The organism is Streptomyces laculatispora (genome assembly GCF_017353455.1).
In the GTDB taxonomy this organism is placed as follows: Bacteria; Actinomycetota; Actinomycetes; order Streptomycetales; family Streptomycetaceae; genus Streptomyces; species Streptomyces laculatispora.
In genome coordinates this window covers 1-15,457 of sequence record NZ_JAFMPZ010000105.1, presented here as the reverse complement: position 1 = coordinate 15,457, position 15,457 = coordinate 1, and the positions used below count along the sequence as shown (strand labels likewise).

Below are 15,457 nucleotides of genomic sequence, written 5' to 3'. Positions count from 1 at the left end.
GCGGGTGCCCTCCGCGGAGGGGGCACAGGGGGTCGGCCTGTTCCGCTGGACGGACGAGAAGGAGCGGCTGCACCTGATCGGCTATCCGCGGGCGGAGTCGGTCCCGGTGGACTGACGGCCGGCCCGCAGACCCGCGGGTGGGCCGTACGCCTCACGCGGCACGGCCCGGCCCGCTGCCCGTCACGGCCTCGCGGCCACCTGCTGCCAGGGCCGGCACAGCACCAGGAAGCACGTCATCGCGCCCACCGCGCACACGAGCTGCACGACGGCCATCGGTACGGCCGTCGCCTCCCCCGCGATCCCGACGAGCGGCGAGGCGACGGCGCCGATCAGGAACGACGACGTACCGAGCAGCGCGGAGGCGGACCCGGCGGCGTGCTTGGTGCGCATCAGGGCCTGCGCGTTGGTGTTCGGCATCGCGAGACCCATCGCGGACATCAGGACGAAGAGTGCGGACGCCACCGGGAGGAGTCCGACGTCGCCGAAGACCCCGGACGTCATCAGCAGCAGCGCCGTCGCGGCCAGCACGATGACACCGAGCCCGAAGCCGAGTGCCTTGTCGAGGCTGATCCGCCCGACGAGGATCTTGCCGTTGATCTGGCCCACGACGATCAGGCCGACCGAGTTGACGCCGAAGAGCAGGCTGAAGGTCTGCGGCGAGGCGCCGTAGATCTCCTGCACGACGAACGGCGAGGCGCTCACGTACGCGAAGAGGGCGGCGAAGGCCAGGCTGCCCGCGATCATGTAGCCGGTGAAGACGCGGTCGGCGAGCAGCCCGCGCATGGTGCGCAGCGCGTCGCCGATGCCGCCGGTGTGCCGTTCCCCGGCCGGCAGGGTCTCCTGCAGCCACTTCCAGACGACCAGGGTGAGGAGGATGCCGACCACGGTGAGGACGGCGAAGATGCCCCGCCAGTCGGTGATCCGCAGGACCTGTCCGCCGATGACGGGGGCGATGACCGGGGCGACGCCGGAGATCAGCATGAGTGTGGAGAAGAACCTGGCCATCTCCATGCCGTCGTACATGTCACGCACCACCGCACGGGCGATGACGATGCCGGCCGCGCCCGCGAGGCCCTGGAGCAGCCGGAAGCCGATGAGGAGTTCGACGGTCGGGGCGAAGACGCAGATCGCGGTGGCGAAGACGTAGACGATCATGCCGATGAGCAGCGGACGGCGCCTGCCCCAGCGGTCGCTCATCGGTCCGACGACGACCTGGCCGAGCGCCATCCCGGTGAGGCAGGCGGTGAGGGTGAGCTGGACGGTCGAGGCGGGTGCGTGCAGCGCGTCGGTGACGGCGGGCAGCGCCGGGAGGTACATGTCCATGGACAGCGGCGGCAGCGCGGTCAGACCGCCGAGGACCAGGGTGACGAGAAGTCCGGTGCGCCGGGCCGCCGCCGTGGCGGCCTGCCGGGGCGGAGAGGTGACGGGCCCGCCGGGAAGTCCGGTCCCGGCGCCGGTGTCGGCTATGTGTGCGTGCTGGGCCCGGCTGACGCCGCTCTCCGGCATTCTCATCTCCATTGTTGTTGAATCCGCCTCTATGCTCTCAGCTCAGCGGGAATGGTCGATACCTTTTTGGGAGCGTGCATGAGCAGGACTGTCCGTTGGGGCGTGCTGGCGACCGGTGGCATCGCGGCGGCCTTCACCGCTGACCTGCTGGCGATGCCCGATGCGGAGGTGGTGGCCGTCGCCTCCCGTACGGACACCTCGGCGAAGGCGTTCGCCGAGCGCTTCGCGATACCCAGGGCGTACGGAAGCTGGGCCGACCTCGTCGCCGACGACGAGGTCGACGTGGTGTACGTGGCCACGCCGCACTCGGCGCACCGGGAGGCGGCCACGCTCGCGCTGGAGGCCGGGAAGCACGTGCTGTGCGAGAAGGCGTTCACGCTCAACGAGTCCGAGGCGCTGGACCTGGTGAAGCTCGCCCGGGACCGCGGCCTCTTCCTGATGGAGGCCATGTGGACGTACTGCAACCCGGTCATCCGGCGGATGACCGAGCTGGTGCGGGACGGGGCGATCGGCGAGATCCGTACCGTGCAGGCCGACTTCGGCTTCGCCGGTGACTTCGGCGCCGGGCACCGGCTGCGCGATCCCGCGCTGGGCGGCGGTGCGCTGCTGGACCTCGGGGTCTACCCGGTGTCGTTCGCGCACCTGCTGCTGGGTGAGCCGGACCGGGTGCAGGCGGACGCGCTGCTGTCGCCGGAGGGCGTCGACCTGAACACCGGGATGCTGCTGGGCTGGGACTCGGGCGCCACCGCCCTGCTCGCCTGCTCGATCGTCGGGCACCACCCGACGGCCGCCACGGTCATCGGGACGGCCGGGCGGATCGACTTCCCGGACAGCTTCTTCTACCCGCGGCGTTTCGTGCTGCACCGGGCGGACCGCGAGCCCGAGGAGATCACCTCCGGGCCGGGCCCGCAGGGCCTGTCGGGGATGCAGTACGAGGCGGCCGAGGTGATGCGGGCGATCCGGGCGGGCGAGACGGAGTCCGCGCTGGTACCGCTGGACGGGTCGCTCGCGGTGATGCGGACGCTCGACGCGGTACGTGAGCGCATCGGCGTCCGCTACCCGGTGGACGCGCTCTGACGAGCGGCCCGGGGCGGCGGTCGCGCTCCAGGGCCGCTCGTGCGGATCAGGCCGGGGTGAGGCCCTGGTTCCCGACCTCCGTGACGAGGGAGGCGGCCGTCGTGACGGGGGAACCGGGCTTGGTGACGGCGGCCACCGTGCGGTAGTCGGCCCGCGCCTGCCGCTCCTGGAGCGTGACGACGGCGTACCCGCGGCGTCCGTTGTAGAACTTCAGGTGCGGGTTGGCCTGCGTCAGGTTGTTCCAGTTGGCCGGCTTCTCCGAGCCGTCCTTGCCGCTGGTGATGGACGTGGCGACGATCTCGGTGCCGACGGTGCGGGACGAGGGGTCGTCGAAGTCCCGCTTCAGGTCGAAGGCGTAGCCGACGTGGACATCGCCGGTCAGCACCATCAGGTTGTCCACCCCGGCGGCCTCGGCGCCCTTGAGGATCCGGTCCCGGGACGCCGGGTATCCGTCCCAGGAGTCCATCGAGAGCTTGTAGGCGTCGGTCGGTACGTCGCGCCGCTGGGCGAAGGTGACCTGCTGCGGCACGACGTTCCAGGTGGCCCGCGAGTGGCGCCAGCCGTCGATCAGCCAGCGCTCCTGGGCGGCGCCGGTCAGGGTGCGCGCCGGGTCCTCGGACTCGGGTCCGGGGGTCTGCCAGCCGTCGCCGTACGCCTGGTCGCTGCGGTACTGGCGGGTGTCGAGGATGTCGAACTGGGCGAGCCGGCCGAACTGCAGGCGCCGGTAGAGCCTCATGTCCGGGCCGGTCGGCCGCTGCGGGGCGCGCAGCGGCTGGTTCTCCCAGTACGCCCGGTAGGCGGCGGCCCGGCGGATCAGGAACTCCTCCGGCGGCACGTCGTTCTCGGGGATGTCCCCGGCGTAGTTGTTCTCGGTCTCGTGGTCGTCCCAGGTGACGACGAAGGGGTGCGCGGCGTGGGCGGCGCGCAGATCGGGGTCGGACTTGTAGAGGGCGTACCGCAGCCGGTAGTCCTCCAGCGTGGCCGTCTCCCGGTTGAAGAGGGCGGGCAACGTGCGGTCGGTGTAGTTGCGGGCCCCGCCGGTCGCGGTCACGGCGTACTCGTAGAGGTAGTCACCGAGGTGGAAGACGACGTCGACGTCCTCCTGGGCGAGGTGCTTGTAGGCGGTGAAGTAGCCGTCGTGGTAGGCCTGGCAGGACACGGCGGCCAGGCGCAGTTCGCTGTTGCGGGCCCCGTGGGCGGGCGCGGTGCGGGTCCGGCCCACCGGGCTGGTCCACTTGCCGGCGCGGAAGCGGTAGTAGAGCACGCGGTCGGCGTCCAGGCCCCTGACCGCCACGTGGACGCTGTGGTGGAACTCCGGGTGGGCGGTGGCGGAGCCGCGCCGGACGACACGGGTGAAGCGCTCGTCGCGGGCCAGCTCCCAGCGCACCTCGACGCGGGCGCGGGGCAGTCCGCTGTCGGGCTCGTACGGTCGGGGGGCGAGCCTCGTCCACAGCAGGACGGAGTCGGGCAGCGGGTCGCCGGAGGCGACGCCGAGGGTGAACGGGTCCTCGCCGATCTGCCGGGCGTCCAGCTCGGCGGCGCCCGCGGCCCCCGCGGTCGGCAGCCCGACCGAGAAGGCGAGCGCGGCGGCTGCACCGGTGACGGTGAGAAAACGACGGCGGCCCGTGTGCCGGGCGGCGTCGCGCAGCTCCTGCTCCTGCTGGTGCGATGAGTGCGTCATCTGTCCCTCCCCTGACTGGTGATGTGAGGGGAAGTCCACCGGCCCAGCACATCCGGCGGTTGTCGTGCTCGCGTCGTGCGGGCGTCGCCGGGATGAGGAATGCGGCAGGAATGGGTCCCCGGGGGCAAACTCCGCATATGCGCCCAGGACCATGATCATTAACTCCGGGCCGGACGGCCGGGGAATCGCCGGTGCCCGTGCCGGAATCACTCCGGGGAGCGCGAACCCGCCATCCGGAGGCACCGTTCGACCGGACCGCACCGGCGGCCGGACGGCCGCCGGACGAGGGGGCGGCCGCCGGACGGGAGGACGGCCGGGACCCTTCGCCCGGCCCGGACCCTGGGCGTACGCTGCCGCACCATGAGCAACAAACTGTTGAGCTCCGAGGCGAAGACGGCCGTGGTCACGGGCGCGGGCTCCGGGATCGGCCGTGCGGTGGCCCTCGCCCTGACCGGCGCCGGCTGGTCGGTGGCGCTGGCGGGCCGCCGCCCCGAACCGCTCGCCGGGACCGCCGAGCTGGCCGGTGAGCACGCCCGGGTGATCACCGTCCCCACCGACGTCTCGCGCCCCGGGGAGGTGGACGCGCTCTTCTCCTCGGTGCGCGAGTCCTTCGGCCGTCTCGATCTGCTCTTCAACAACGCGGGCACCTTCGGTCCGGGCGGCGTGCCGGTCGAGGACCTCGCGTACGACGACTGGCGCACGGTGGTCGACGTGAACCTGACGGGGGCGTTCCTGTGCGCGCAGGCGGCGTACCGCCAGATGAAGGAGCAGGACCCGCAGGGCGGACGGATCATCAACAACGGCTCGGTCTCCGCGCACGCGCCGCGCCCGCACTCGGTCGCCTACACCGCGACCAAGCACGCGCTGACCGGCCTCACGAAGTCGCTGTCGCTGGACGGGCGTCCGTACCGGATCGCCTGCGGGCAGATCGACATCGGCAACGCGGCGACCGAGATGACCGAGCGGATGCGGACCGGAATCCTCCAGGCCAACGGCGAGCTGGCCGTGGAGCCGGTGATGGCGGCCGCGGACGTGGCGCGGACCGTGGTCCACATGGCGGAACTGCCGCTGGAGGCGAACGTCCAGTTCGCAACGGTGCTGGCGACGGCCATGCCGTACGTGGGCCGAGGCTGACCGTCGACCGGAGCCGGCCAGAATCAGCGGAGCCGGTCGCGAACAGCCCTCGAACGCAACAGAACTGACCAACCATCACGCCGGAGCGACCAACATCGGCCGGAAAGGCACCCCAGCCGGTCCGGCAAGCGCGTGCTGCCCTTATGCTCACTGTTCTTCACCGGAACTCCATATAAGGAACACGGAATGCGCATACGCACCGCGGCGCCTCTCGCTCTGGCCGCAACCACCGCCCTCGCCGGCTCGCTGCTCATCGCGGCGCCCGCCTCGGCCGCCGCGCACCAGGGCGGAGTGCACCTCGGCAAGATCCAGTACGACAGCCCCGGCAAGGACACCCGCTCCAACAGCTCGCTCAACGCCGAATGGGTCGAGATCCACAACAACACCAAGTCGAAGGTGCAGCTCAAGGGCTACAAGCTCAAGGACAACACCGGCTACACCTTCACCTTCGGCAGCTACAACGTCAGCGCGGGCAAGACCGTCAAGGTCCACACCGGCAGGGGCAAGGTCAGCTCCGGCCATGTGTACTGGAACCGCGGTTCGTACGTCTGGAACAACACCGGTGACAAGGCGCGGCTGATCAAGCCGAACGGCAAGCAGCTGGACTCCTGCTCCTGGACGAAGTCGAGCAAGGGCACCAAGAACTGCCACTGAGCCGGCCGGCGCGGTCCGGGACCTGCGGGAATACCCCGGACCGCGCCACGGTTGTGCGGCACATGAGCGAGCCCTCCCACTCCCCGGTCCTGCGCTACACCGCCTTCTCCGCCGACCCGGAGGGCGGCAATCCGGCCGGCGTCGTGCTGGACGCGTCCGGTCTCGACGAGACGGCGATGCTCGCCGTGGCGGCGGATCTCGGTTACAGCGAGTCGGCTTTCCTGACCGGGCGGACCGAGGCGGCGGCGCCGGGCGCACGCGGCTACGCGATCCGCTACTTCAGCCCGAAGGCCGAGGTCCCCTTCTGCGGGCACGCCACCGTCGCGACAGCCCTGGCCCTCGCCGAACGGGACGGCCCCGGGGACCTGGAGTTCGCCACCGCCGCCGGACCGGTGCCGGTCACCGTCGTCCGCGAGGGCACCGAGCTGCGGGCCACCCTCACCAGCGTGGAACCGCATGTCACGGACATCGCCCCGGACGATCTGACGGAGGCGCTGGCCGCCCTGGACTGGCCGGCCGCCGATCTCGACCCGGCCCTGCCGCCCCGTATCGCCTACGCGGGCGCCCGGCATCTGGTGCTGGCCGCCGCGACCCGTGAGCGGCTGGCCGCGCTCGACTACGACTTCGCGCGCCTCGAATCACTCATGCACCGGCTGGACCTGACCACGCTGCAACTGGTGTGGCGTGCCTCGGACAGCGTCTTCCACGTCCGCGACCCGTTCCCGGTCGGCGGGGTGGTCGAGGACCCGGCGACGGGTGCGGCGGCCGCCGCCTTCGGCGCGTATCTGCGCACCCTGTCCCTGGTCCCGGACGCCGCCGGGCTGACCCTCCACCAGGGCGAGGACATGGGCCGGCCCGGCACGCTCACCGTCACCCTGCGGGCGGGCGACACCCGGGTACGGGTGAGCGGGACGGGCACCAGGATCCCGGCACCGGCCGGGGCGTGAGGCACCGGCCGGGGTGCGCGCCCGCCCACCGGCGGCCCTTCAGCGGCTGAGGAACTTCCGGTACCAGGGGGCGTGTTCGGCGAAGGACGTACGGAAGTCCGGACCCGGTACGCAGTCGAAGTCCCCCCAGACCCGCTCGTCGGCGAACCAGTGGTCCACGGTGAGCATCTCGAAATGGTGCTTGGCGTAAGGGACACCGGCCAGCCGGGCGCGGGCCTCGTCCAGTCCGATCTCCGTCCGCGCCCACGGCAGCGCGAGTCCGGTGAGGACCTCCGACAGCAGCTCCGAACAGGTCACCGGCTGCGGATGGTTCACGTGGTAGACGCCGGCCGGCTGCTTCGGGGAGAGTGCCGCCCCGAGCAGCGCACGGCCCAGCGTCCCCACGTCGATCATCGAATGACGGGCGTCGCAGCCGACGGGCCCGGCCGACAGGTACCGCAGCAGGGCGACCAGTCCGGGGATCGCCCACCGGTCCCCCGCCCCGTGGACGATGTGCGGGCGCAGGACGGCCCCCCCGGCCGCGAGGACGTGCTGTTCGGCGGCGGCCCGGGTCAGGCTGGTGGCCGAGGCGGGGGCCGGTTCGGCCATACCGGGGAGCAGCGCCGTGAAGGGGCCCCGGCCGTAGACGGACGCGGTGCTCAGCTGGACGATCCGGCCGACGCCGCTGCGGACGGCCTCGTCGACCAGGGCCCGGGTGCCGTGTTCGTTGACCGTCCGGGCGGTCTGCTCACCGGAGCCGATGTGTGACGCGCAGTGGATCACGGCATCGACGCCCTCGCAGCTGCCGCGCAGCGTCCCGGGATCGGCGAGATCCCCGTGGACCGTCTCGACGCCGGGGCCGGCGGCCGAGGCGTCGAGCTCGGTCCGGTGGGTCATCAGCCGGAGGCTGACACCGGGCGTGGCGCGAGCGGCGGCGGCCACCCGGCTGCCGACGAATCCGGCCGCGCCGGTGATGAGGATGCGCGTGGTCATGGGCGGCGGCTCCGGGTGTCGCTGAGGCCGGCCTGAAGGAGATCCGGCGTGCGGAGGGTGCAGATGAAGGCGGGTTCGTCGTTCTGGACGGCCCGTATGCGTACCCCGGCGGGCGAGGTGCCGTCGGCGGGGACGGGCAGGGCCTCGATCCAGCAGGGACGGTCGAGTTCCACGTACTGGAGGAAGTCGGCCTCTATCGATGTCGGGAGGAAGGTGCGGCCGGGAGAGGCGGCCTGGGCGGCCTGCCGGGCGGCCTCCAGCAGCAAAATGCCCGGCACGTGGTCGTTGGCGTGGCTGAACAGTGTCGGATGCCGGGTGTCGAGCCGCAGCGCCCAGGTGCCGGGGGCCGCCGCGGGCGCGAGGACGACGTCCTGCTCGGAGGTCCTGCCCACCGTGCTGGGAGCGACGGCGGGCAGGAGGGGTATGCGCGCGCCGAGCATGGCGCCGCGGTCACCGCGCACCCGCTGGTACGCCCTCGCCGAGGTGCAGCTGATCCGCCCGCCGCCGGAGGCCAGTACGGTGCCGCGGCGGTGCAGGAGGAGTTCCAGGTGCATGGAGCCCAGGCTCCGGCCGCGGCGCTGTATCCGGGAGCAGGACACGTCCACCGTGATGTCCCAGGGTTCCTCGCCCAGAACGAGGCGCTCGGCCTCGGAGACGTACCGCAGTTCCCACATCACGAAGGCGTCTCCGAGGGGTACACCGAACTCGGCGTGCGCGATCAGCATGGTGGTCTGCCGCATGGTCTCCGCGATCAGGAGGGGGTCCTGGTGGCGGCCCGCGACCGGGGCGAAGAAGCGGTGGGACCGCGGCCAGTGGGCCGACACCGAGAACTGGGAGTCGGTCAGCCTGGTCAGTCCGGTGGGAAAAACGTCCTGCGCGTCGGGCCGGTGGACCAGCTGTCTCAGGCGTTCCTGGGAACTCCCTCTTCGCACCGGTTGCTCCATTCCGGCGGCGGTGGCGGAGTCCGGAGCTCCGCCGGGGGCCTCGGCGTGACCAGTGGCCCCCTCGGCCCCGACGATCCCGGCCGATACCGAAGCACTGCGTGAGGTGATCTGAACCATGAAGTTCCCCCAGGAGGATCCGAGTCATAGAGCCGAGCCGCCCCGCAGTAAGATACTGACAGCCCGGTTTTACTTTCCAGCCAACCCCATGTGACACCGACCCCGCCACCACTAGAGAGAAGCTGATGGCACAACAGGCGCGCGCGATCCAGACCCGCCGGTCGATCCTGGTGGCGGCCGCCGAGGTGTTCGACGAGCGGGGCTACAGCAGCGCCACCATCAGCGAGATCCTCGCGCGGGCGGGGGTGACCAAGGGCGCGCTCTACTTCCACTTCGCCTCGAAGGAGGACCTCGCGCTCGGGGTGATGGACATACAGCTGCACAGCGACCCGCTGCCCGCGCAGCTGACCAAGCTCCAGGAACTGGTGGACCAGGGGATGATCCTCGCCTACCGTCTGCGCCATGAGCCGCTGGTACGGGCCAGTGTCGGCCTGGCCATGGACCAGGCCGTGGAGGGGCTCGACCGGGGCATGCCCTTCCGTGCCTGGATAGACCGGCTCGAACACCTGCTGCGGGCCGCGAAGGGCCAGGGCGAGCTGCTGCCGCACGTCGACCCGGGCGAGACCGCCGAGATGCTGGCCGGTTCCTTCTCGGGGATCCAGGTGATGTCCCAGGTCCTGTCCAACCGCGAGGACCTCGGCCGGCGCATCTCGGTCCTGCTGCACTACGTCCTGCCGAGCATCTCGACACCGGCCGTTCTGGCCACTCTGGATATGGCCGAAGATCGCGGTGAGCGTCTGCTCCGCACCCTCGAAACCGTACCCAGCCAGGTCGGCACCCTCAACTGAACGCCTGAACCGGCTGCTTGGCGGACGAAAGCAGACCGCGCGGTCGGGAATGAACCGTGCGGCCCTGCTGGTGCGGAGGTACCAGCCCGTCCGCGCCGCCCGTACTGTCGGTGACACGAAGTCAGTTACGTGACAGGAGCAGCCGATGTCCGTCCGCCGCGTCGTCCCCAACATCCCCGTCGAAGCGGGCCCGGGTCCCGACGGCGAGGCCGACGCCATGCGGGCCAATGCCGCGTTCTACGGGCTGCTGGGGTTCGAGGAGGTCATGAACCAGGGCTGGATCATGACGCTCGCCTCACCCTCGCAACCCGTCGCCCAGGTCAGCGTCATGACCGCCGACAAGACCGCACCGGTCACCCCGGACATGAGCGTGGAGGTGACGGACGTGGACGCGGCGCACACGGCGCTGGTGAGCGCCGGAGCGGAGATCGTGTACGGCCCGCACGACGAGGAATGGGGCGTGCGCCGCTTCTTCGTACGTGATCCGAACGGCCGTGTCATCAATGTCCTGAGTCATGGCGCGAACCGTCGCTGACCTCGGCGACAGTGGGAAACGGCTCGACCTCATCGCCGTGGTGGAGATCCCAATGGAGGCGGCGGGAGCGGCTGGCGGAGGTTCACCAGCGACTGCTGCTGGACCTCGGTGCGCCCGCGGACCTGGTCCGCGACATCTGCGAGCGCCGGTACGCGGTTCCCGTGCCGATCAGCCGGGCGGAGCGCGTCCGGCGGGGGGAACGGACACGCGCTTTCGTGCGGCACGGCATCCGGAGCACGCTCGCGATGGACGAAGGCTCCGCCCAGGCCCTGTCCGAGAGAGTGTGCGCGACGAAGATCACCGCAGGCCGCCATGTACCGCGGTGCGGACCGCGAAGGCCCGATGCGTCGACGGGGCCGCCCACCGGCACGGCACTCCGGACGATCCGACGTGGCTGGTCGGTCGTGCCGGGCAGAGGCCGGTGAGCGAAACGGTCTGGGGCGCGGTTCTCACCCCAGGGCCGTCAGCCCCTCTTCGCCATGAGCTCGTTCGCCTTGGTGAGCGCCGACTTCCAGGTGTCACGGGCCGCGGACAGCGCCGTGACGTTCTTCTCGATCAGCTTGTTCTGGAACTCGGCCTCCACCGCCGAGTGGACGCGGACGTAGTCCACCCGCTGCTTGCACTTCACATCCGTGGAGGCGACGGTGATCTCCCGCGGCTTCGCCGTTCCAGCGGCGTCGCTGTCCTGGCTTCCCTCGCCCCCCTCGCCGGCCGTCCACGCCGGATCGCCGGCGGCCGCCAGCGGGTCCTCGTAGTGGTGCCCCGACTCCTTCATGCACGCGGCCCAGCGCTGGTTGAGGCTGCTGACCCGGGGGCTGTTGGCCGCCTGCTGCGAGGCCTGGAGGTTCACCTTGTTGAAAGTGGCGTCGATGGTGGCAGCATCGCTCAGGCCCAGCTTTCGGCGCGTCTCACCGAGGCATCCGCCCTTGGGGACGTTCTTGCCCTTCACCGACGACGGGCCCTCGCCCTTGTAGAGCGTCATCGCGGCGGGCGAGACGTTCGCGTAGTGCGCGCGCTGCTTGACGGTCTCCTGCTCGGCCTGGCGGGCCGTCATCCCCTTCGGAAGCGGGGGATGGTAGCCGAAGACGGCCACCGACTCGGGGTCGGTCACCCCGTAGAGACGGGCGTTGGCGTTCAGGTTCCGGGGCGACGGCGGCAGCGGAGCCGGCCAGTCGAAGCCGTACTCCTTCATGCAGTCGTTCGCCAGAGTGGCGACGGCCTGGCTGAGCACCTCCCGTTCCTGGGCGGTAACCGTGTACGAGTTCACGGGCAGGCTGATGGCCACGCCGCCCCAGGTCTTCGACGGCTGCGACGTGTACGCCTGCGCGTTGGCGGCGGAAACCCCGGGTTTGTCGCCGGACGAGCACCCCGCGGCCGTCCAGACGAGAGCGGCGACGAGCAGCAGCCCGCCCGTTCTGTTGCGTGTGATCATCATCCGGGGCAGTAGGCGTTGTTCTCGAAGCAGTGGGAGGAGACCGCGTTGTCGTCCCCGAAGACCGCCATGTCCCACAGATCCAGGCCCGGGTCGGCGTGCGTCCTGGCGCCCGTGTAGTTCTGGCCGGTGTAGACGTCGATCGCGTTGACGTAGTCGCGGTTCTTGACCGAGGAGATCGTGTTGTCGATCAGCACCGAGGTGCCGTAGTAAGTGGAACCGCTGTAGTTCGTCTTGCTGTAGACCGTGTCGTAGAGGCCGCCGCCGAAGTTCGCGTTGCGGTACAGACAGATCTCGCCGCCCGCGCTCTCGCAGGAGCCGTTGTAGCTGCCGGCACTGGCGGTCCCGGCGGCACCGGCGAGCAGCGCACCCGCGGCAGCCAGGATCGCCGCGGTTCTCTTGAAGTTCCTCACAGTGGAATCCTCCTCGTCAGACGGGTCAGGACGGGCAGTAGGCGTTGCTGCTGAAGCAGTGGGAGGAGATCGCGTCGTCCGTGGCGCCGTCCCAGAAGACCGCCATGTCCCACAGGTCCAGGCCCGGGTCGGCGTGCACCTGCAGGCCGGTGTAGTTCTGGCCGGTGAAGACATCGATGGAGTTGATGTAGTCGCGGTTCTTGACCGAGGAGATCGTGTTGTCGATCAGCACCGAGGTGCCGTAGTAAGTGGAACCGCTGTAGTTCGTCTTGCTGTAGACCGTGTCGTAAAGGCTGCCGCCGAAGTTCGCGTAGCGGTACAGACAGATCTCGCCGCCCGCGCTCTCGCAGGAGCCGTTGTAGCTGCCGGCACTGGCGGTCCCGGCGGCACCGGCGAGCAGCGCACCCGCGGCAGCCAGGATCGCCGCGGTTCTCTTGAAGTTCCTCACAGTGGAATCCTTCAGTCGGATCGGTCAGATCGGGCAGTAGGCGTTGCTGCTGAAGCAGTGCGACGAGGCGGTGTCCTCGCCGTAGCGGAGCCACAGGCCGGCCGGGAGGTACTCCAGGGTTCCCGTGTAGTTCTTGCCGGAGTAGAACCCGACGTTGTTGACCATGTCCATGTTCTTGGCTGACGACAGGGTGTTGTCGATCAGCGTGGAAGTGCCGTAGTAGGTCGAGCCGTCGTAGTTCGTCTTGCTGTAGACCGTGTCGTACAGCCCGCCGGCGAACTCGTAGTTGCGGTACAGGCAGATCTCGCCGCCGGCGCTCTCGCAGGAGCCGTTGTAGCTGCCCGCGCTGGCCGCGCTCGCGCCGCCGAGGAGCAGTGCACCCACGGCTGCTGCGACGAGGCCGACACTCCGCATTCTTGGCATGAACTCATCCCCTTCTGGGTCGGCGATCGAGTAGATCAGTCGACAATCCCACTACTCAAGAGCCACTTTGAGTCAACGTGGCGGGAAGTAAAAGTTTGTTGACGATCGCCAGGAGGGGTGTTCAACTGATGGGCCCATGTCGCCTGCGGGTAGCTCAACTACGTTCAAACGGGAGGGAGTCGGCGTGTCGGACGAAGTCCGGAAGGGCGGCATCGCGCGTCGGCGCAGAGCAGTGGCCGTCCTCGCGGTGGGCGCCTTCGCGCTCTCCGGGGCCGGACTGTGGTGCGCCACTCGTGCAGTCACCGGCGCAGCCTGCGGTGGCCGCCTTCCACGCCTCCATCGGCTACGACCCCGTACGCGTCGGTGACGAGAGCGGCACGGGCGGCGCAGGAGGCGATCCGGTCGAGGAGGCACGCGGCCAGGTACAGGCCGCCGAGCGCGCGCTCGCCGGGCTGACATCGGGCAACGGGGAAGAAAAGGCATCGGCGACCAGCTGAAGTCCATGCCGGCAGGAAACCTCGTTGCGTAGCCCGAACCCCCTGAATACCGTGCGGCGATGGACATGGACATCCGCAGGCTGGACCCGCACGACGAAGACCGGGCCGAGGCCGTGTACCGGGCCCTGCGCGCCGGCGCGAGCGCGGACCGTGAGGCGCCGGTGGTCGAGGAGCGGGACGCACTGCTGACCTCCCTGCGCGAAAACGAGTCCAACCCGAACACCGACCGGCGCGTCTACGGGGCGTGGCAGGGCATGGAGTGCCTCGGTGCGCTGCTGCTCGGTCTGCCGCGCCGGGAGAACACGCATACGGCCAAGATCGAGGTGAGTGTGCCACCCGGCGCCCGCCACCAAGGCGTGGGTACGGCGCTCTTCATCCATGCCCGCGACCTCGCCCTCGCCGAGGGTCGCCGCCTGCTCGCGGCCGAGGTGAACGCGGTCGGCTCCGGAGAGGCCGCCCTGGCTGAGAGCCCAGGCGGTCGCTTCGCGGTCGCGCTCGGCTTCGCTGCCAAGCACACCGAACTCAGGCTGCTGCTGGACCTTCCCCCGGCCGAGCTTCGTCTGCGCCGGCTTGAGGGCGACGCCGCCGCCCGCTCCGTCGGCTACGAGGCCGTCGGCTGGGTGGGGCTGCCTCCGCCCCAGTTGATCGATGCCTTCGCCGAACTGCACACACTCATGGCCGTCGCTGTCCCGTCCGGCGAGCTCAGCCGTGAACCGCTCGTCTACGACGCCGAGCGTGTGCGCGGCATGCAGCAGCGGCTGCTCGACCAGGGCTACAGCCTTGTCACCACGCTCCTGCTTGATCCCAAGGGCCGGCCCGCCGGGTACACCTCGATGTGCGTGATGGGCGGGGGGAATCGGGAGGTTCTGCAGGAGGACACGTTCGTGCTGCGCACCCACCGTGGCCGGGCGCTCGGTACCCGGGCCAAAGTGGCCAACCTCCGCTTGCTCGCCAAGCACTTTCCGCACGCCGAACACGTCCACACGTGGACCGCCGAGGTGAACGACGCGATGCGCGCCGTCAACGACCGCCTCGGATTCCGTCCTGTGGAAACGTTGTACGAGCTCGAACTCGATGTTCTCCTTGAGCCGCCGACCATCGACTGAGCCCGGATCCGCCAGTTGGTACCGGCTGGGTGTGAGGCCCGGAAAGAGATCACTCGTGAAGGGCCTCCGACGCAGGTCGGAGGCCCTTTCACAAGCAAAGCCGCAAGAGACGGCAGACGAGTCGGGCTGTACGCCGGGTTCTGTCTCCCGGTCGCCTCGCGGCGGCCGGGGAGACGGCCATCCATCTAGGACCGGCATTGCTGCCGGTCTCGTGCGGTCTACCCGCGAACTCGGGCGGGCCGCCCTCGAACGTTCGCGCAGGGCCCTCTTGCGACGGCCCCTCTTGACCTTGCTCCGGGTGGGGTTTACCTAGCCGCCTGGGTCGCCCCAGGCGCTGGTGGTCTCTTACACCACCGTTTCACCCTTACCGAGGACCGAAGTCCAAGGCGGTCTGTTTTCTGTGGCACTGTCCCGCGGGTCACCCCGGGTGGCCGTTAGCCATCACCCTGCCCTGTGGAGCCCGGACGTTCCTCGGGAGGGTCCGAAGATCCTCACGCGGCCGTCCGCCCGGCTCGTCTGCCGTGGCGCCCATGCTACCTGCCCCGTGGTGGCGCGGAACCGCGCGGAGGCGTCAGGCGCGGGCCGCGCCGAAGGCCGCGATCCCGGCCGCCCAGGCCCCCGGCACATCGGAGCCCGCGGGAAAGCGGCCGTTCAGCTCCATCGCGACCATGCCGTGGGCGAAGGCCCAGGCCGCACGTGCGCGGGCCTCGTCGCCCGCGAGGGCGCGGAAGAGCGGGGCCGCGGCGCGTTCCTCCAGGTCCGGGGGGAGGCGGCGGCCGGTGG

General features: G+C 70.4%; 17 protein-coding genes and 1 other RNA gene. 8 read left to right on the top strand and 10 right to left on the bottom strand.

The features are described from left to right. Nucleotides 1-180: 180 nt before the first annotated feature. Nucleotides 181-1,506 (bottom strand): multidrug effflux MFS transporter, encoded by a 1,326-nt coding sequence (locus J1C73_RS06320; RefSeq protein WP_207315459.1) that lies wholly within the window; start codon nucleotides 1,504-1,506, stop codon nucleotides 181-183. A gap of 78 nt (nucleotides 1,507-1,584) precedes the next feature. Between J1C73_RS06320 and J1C73_RS06315 the strand changes: the two genes are divergently transcribed. Beyond that, nucleotides 1,585-2,583: a Gfo/Idh/MocA family protein gene (locus tag J1C73_RS06315; protein ID WP_207315458.1), complete on the top strand. Its 999-nt coding sequence runs from the start codon at nucleotides 1,585-1,587 to the stop codon at nucleotides 2,581-2,583. Nucleotides 2,584-2,629: 46 nt separating this feature from the next. On the opposite strand, the gene J1C73_RS06310 is transcribed toward J1C73_RS06315, so the two are convergent. After that, on the bottom strand, nucleotides 2,630-4,264 hold the full coding sequence (locus J1C73_RS06310; protein WP_207315457.1) for an alkaline phosphatase D family protein: 1,635 nt from the start codon (nucleotides 4,262-4,264) through the stop codon (nucleotides 2,630-2,632). A gap of 360 nt (nucleotides 4,265-4,624) precedes the next feature. Between J1C73_RS06310 and J1C73_RS06305 the strand changes: the two genes are divergently transcribed. From J1C73_RS06305 to J1C73_RS06295, 3 genes are all read left to right on the top strand, one after another. Then, complete coding sequence (locus J1C73_RS06305) at nucleotides 4,625-5,398, top strand: SDR family oxidoreductase (RefSeq protein ID WP_207315456.1); 774 nt, start codon at nucleotides 4,625-4,627, stop codon at nucleotides 5,396-5,398. A 186-nt stretch (nucleotides 5,399-5,584) separates the two neighbouring features. Further along, a complete protein-coding gene (locus tag J1C73_RS06300; RefSeq protein WP_207315455.1) occupies nucleotides 5,585-6,052 on the top strand; it encodes a lamin tail domain-containing protein in 468 nt (155 codons plus the stop codon). A gap of 62 nt (nucleotides 6,053-6,114) precedes the next feature. Then, complete coding sequence (locus tag J1C73_RS06295; RefSeq protein WP_207315454.1) at nucleotides 6,115-6,999, top strand: PhzF family phenazine biosynthesis protein; 885 nt, start codon at nucleotides 6,115-6,117, stop codon at nucleotides 6,997-6,999. A 39-nt stretch (nucleotides 7,000-7,038) separates the two neighbouring features. Here J1C73_RS06295 and J1C73_RS06290 read toward each other — a convergent pair whose 3' ends face one another. Both J1C73_RS06290 and J1C73_RS06285 read right to left on the bottom strand, forming a co-directional pair. Continuing rightward, the gene (locus tag J1C73_RS06290) at nucleotides 7,039-7,971 is read right to left on the bottom strand and encodes an NAD-dependent epimerase/dehydratase family protein (RefSeq protein WP_207315453.1); all 933 of its coding nucleotides are present in this window, start codon (nucleotides 7,969-7,971) and stop codon (nucleotides 7,039-7,041) included. Beyond that, entirely contained in the window at nucleotides 7,968-9,032 is a 1,065-nt protein-coding gene (locus J1C73_RS06285) for a ScbA/BarX family gamma-butyrolactone biosynthesis protein (RefSeq protein ID WP_242643797.1), read from the bottom strand. The genes J1C73_RS06290 and J1C73_RS06285 overlap by 4 nt, the downstream gene beginning before the upstream one ends. A 125-nt stretch (nucleotides 9,033-9,157) precedes the next feature. Between J1C73_RS06285 and J1C73_RS06280 the strand changes: the two genes are divergently transcribed. Both J1C73_RS06280 and J1C73_RS06275 read left to right on the top strand, forming a co-directional pair. Beyond that, nucleotides 9,158-9,820: a ScbR family autoregulator-binding transcription factor gene (locus J1C73_RS06280; protein ID WP_207315452.1), complete on the top strand. Its 663-nt coding sequence runs from the start codon at nucleotides 9,158-9,160 to the stop codon at nucleotides 9,818-9,820. 145 nt (nucleotides 9,821-9,965) lie between these two features. Then, complete coding sequence (locus tag J1C73_RS06275) at nucleotides 9,966-10,355, top strand: VOC family protein (RefSeq protein ID WP_207315451.1); 390 nt, start codon at nucleotides 9,966-9,968, stop codon at nucleotides 10,353-10,355. A 463-nt stretch (nucleotides 10,356-10,818) separates the two neighbouring features. On the opposite strand, the gene J1C73_RS06270 is transcribed toward J1C73_RS06275, so the two are convergent. Genes J1C73_RS06270 through J1C73_RS06255 form a run of 4 tightly spaced genes read right to left on the bottom strand, consistent with a single transcriptional unit; the run spans nucleotide 10,819 to nucleotide 13,071 of the window. Further along, a complete protein-coding gene (locus J1C73_RS06270; protein ID WP_207315450.1) occupies nucleotides 10,819-11,790 on the bottom strand; it encodes a hypothetical protein in 972 nt (323 codons plus the stop codon). Further along, nucleotides 11,787-12,200 (bottom strand): peptidase inhibitor family I36 protein, encoded by a 414-nt coding sequence (locus J1C73_RS06265; protein ID WP_207315449.1) that lies wholly within the window; start codon nucleotides 12,198-12,200, stop codon nucleotides 11,787-11,789. The genes J1C73_RS06270 and J1C73_RS06265 overlap by 4 nt, the downstream gene beginning before the upstream one ends. Nucleotides 12,201-12,225: 25 nt before the next feature. After that, a complete protein-coding gene (locus J1C73_RS06260) occupies nucleotides 12,226-12,648 on the bottom strand; it encodes a peptidase inhibitor family I36 protein (protein ID WP_207315448.1) in 423 nt (140 codons plus the stop codon). A gap of 24 nt (nucleotides 12,649-12,672) precedes the next feature. Continuing rightward, entirely contained in the window at nucleotides 12,673-13,071 is a 399-nt protein-coding gene (locus tag J1C73_RS06255; RefSeq protein ID WP_207315447.1) for a peptidase inhibitor family I36 protein, read from the bottom strand. Nucleotides 13,072-13,364: 293 nt separating this feature from the next. Here J1C73_RS06255 and J1C73_RS06250 point away from each other — a divergent pair, with 293 nt between their 5' ends. Beyond that, nucleotides 13,365-13,568 carry a hypothetical protein gene (locus J1C73_RS06250; RefSeq protein WP_207315446.1) on the top strand — a complete coding sequence of 68 codons (204 nt, stop codon included), beginning with the start codon at nucleotides 13,365-13,367 and terminating at the stop codon, nucleotides 13,566-13,568. Nucleotides 13,569-13,627: 59 nt separating this feature from the next. Then, nucleotides 13,628-14,674 carry a GNAT family N-acetyltransferase gene (locus tag J1C73_RS06245; protein WP_207315445.1) on the top strand — a complete coding sequence of 349 codons (1,047 nt, stop codon included), beginning with the start codon at nucleotides 13,628-13,630 and terminating at the stop codon, nucleotides 14,672-14,674. A 113-nt stretch (nucleotides 14,675-14,787) separates the two neighbouring features. On the opposite strand, the gene rnpB is transcribed toward J1C73_RS06245, so the two are convergent. Both rnpB and J1C73_RS06235 read right to left on the bottom strand, forming a co-directional pair. Next, nucleotides 14,788-15,189: RNase P RNA component class A (rnpB, locus tag J1C73_RS06240), an RNA gene on the bottom strand. A 56-nt stretch (nucleotides 15,190-15,245) separates the two neighbouring features. Further along, nucleotides 15,246-15,457: WHG domain-containing protein (locus J1C73_RS06235; RefSeq protein ID WP_207315444.1), on the bottom strand; the 212-nt coding region annotated here is incomplete at its 5' end.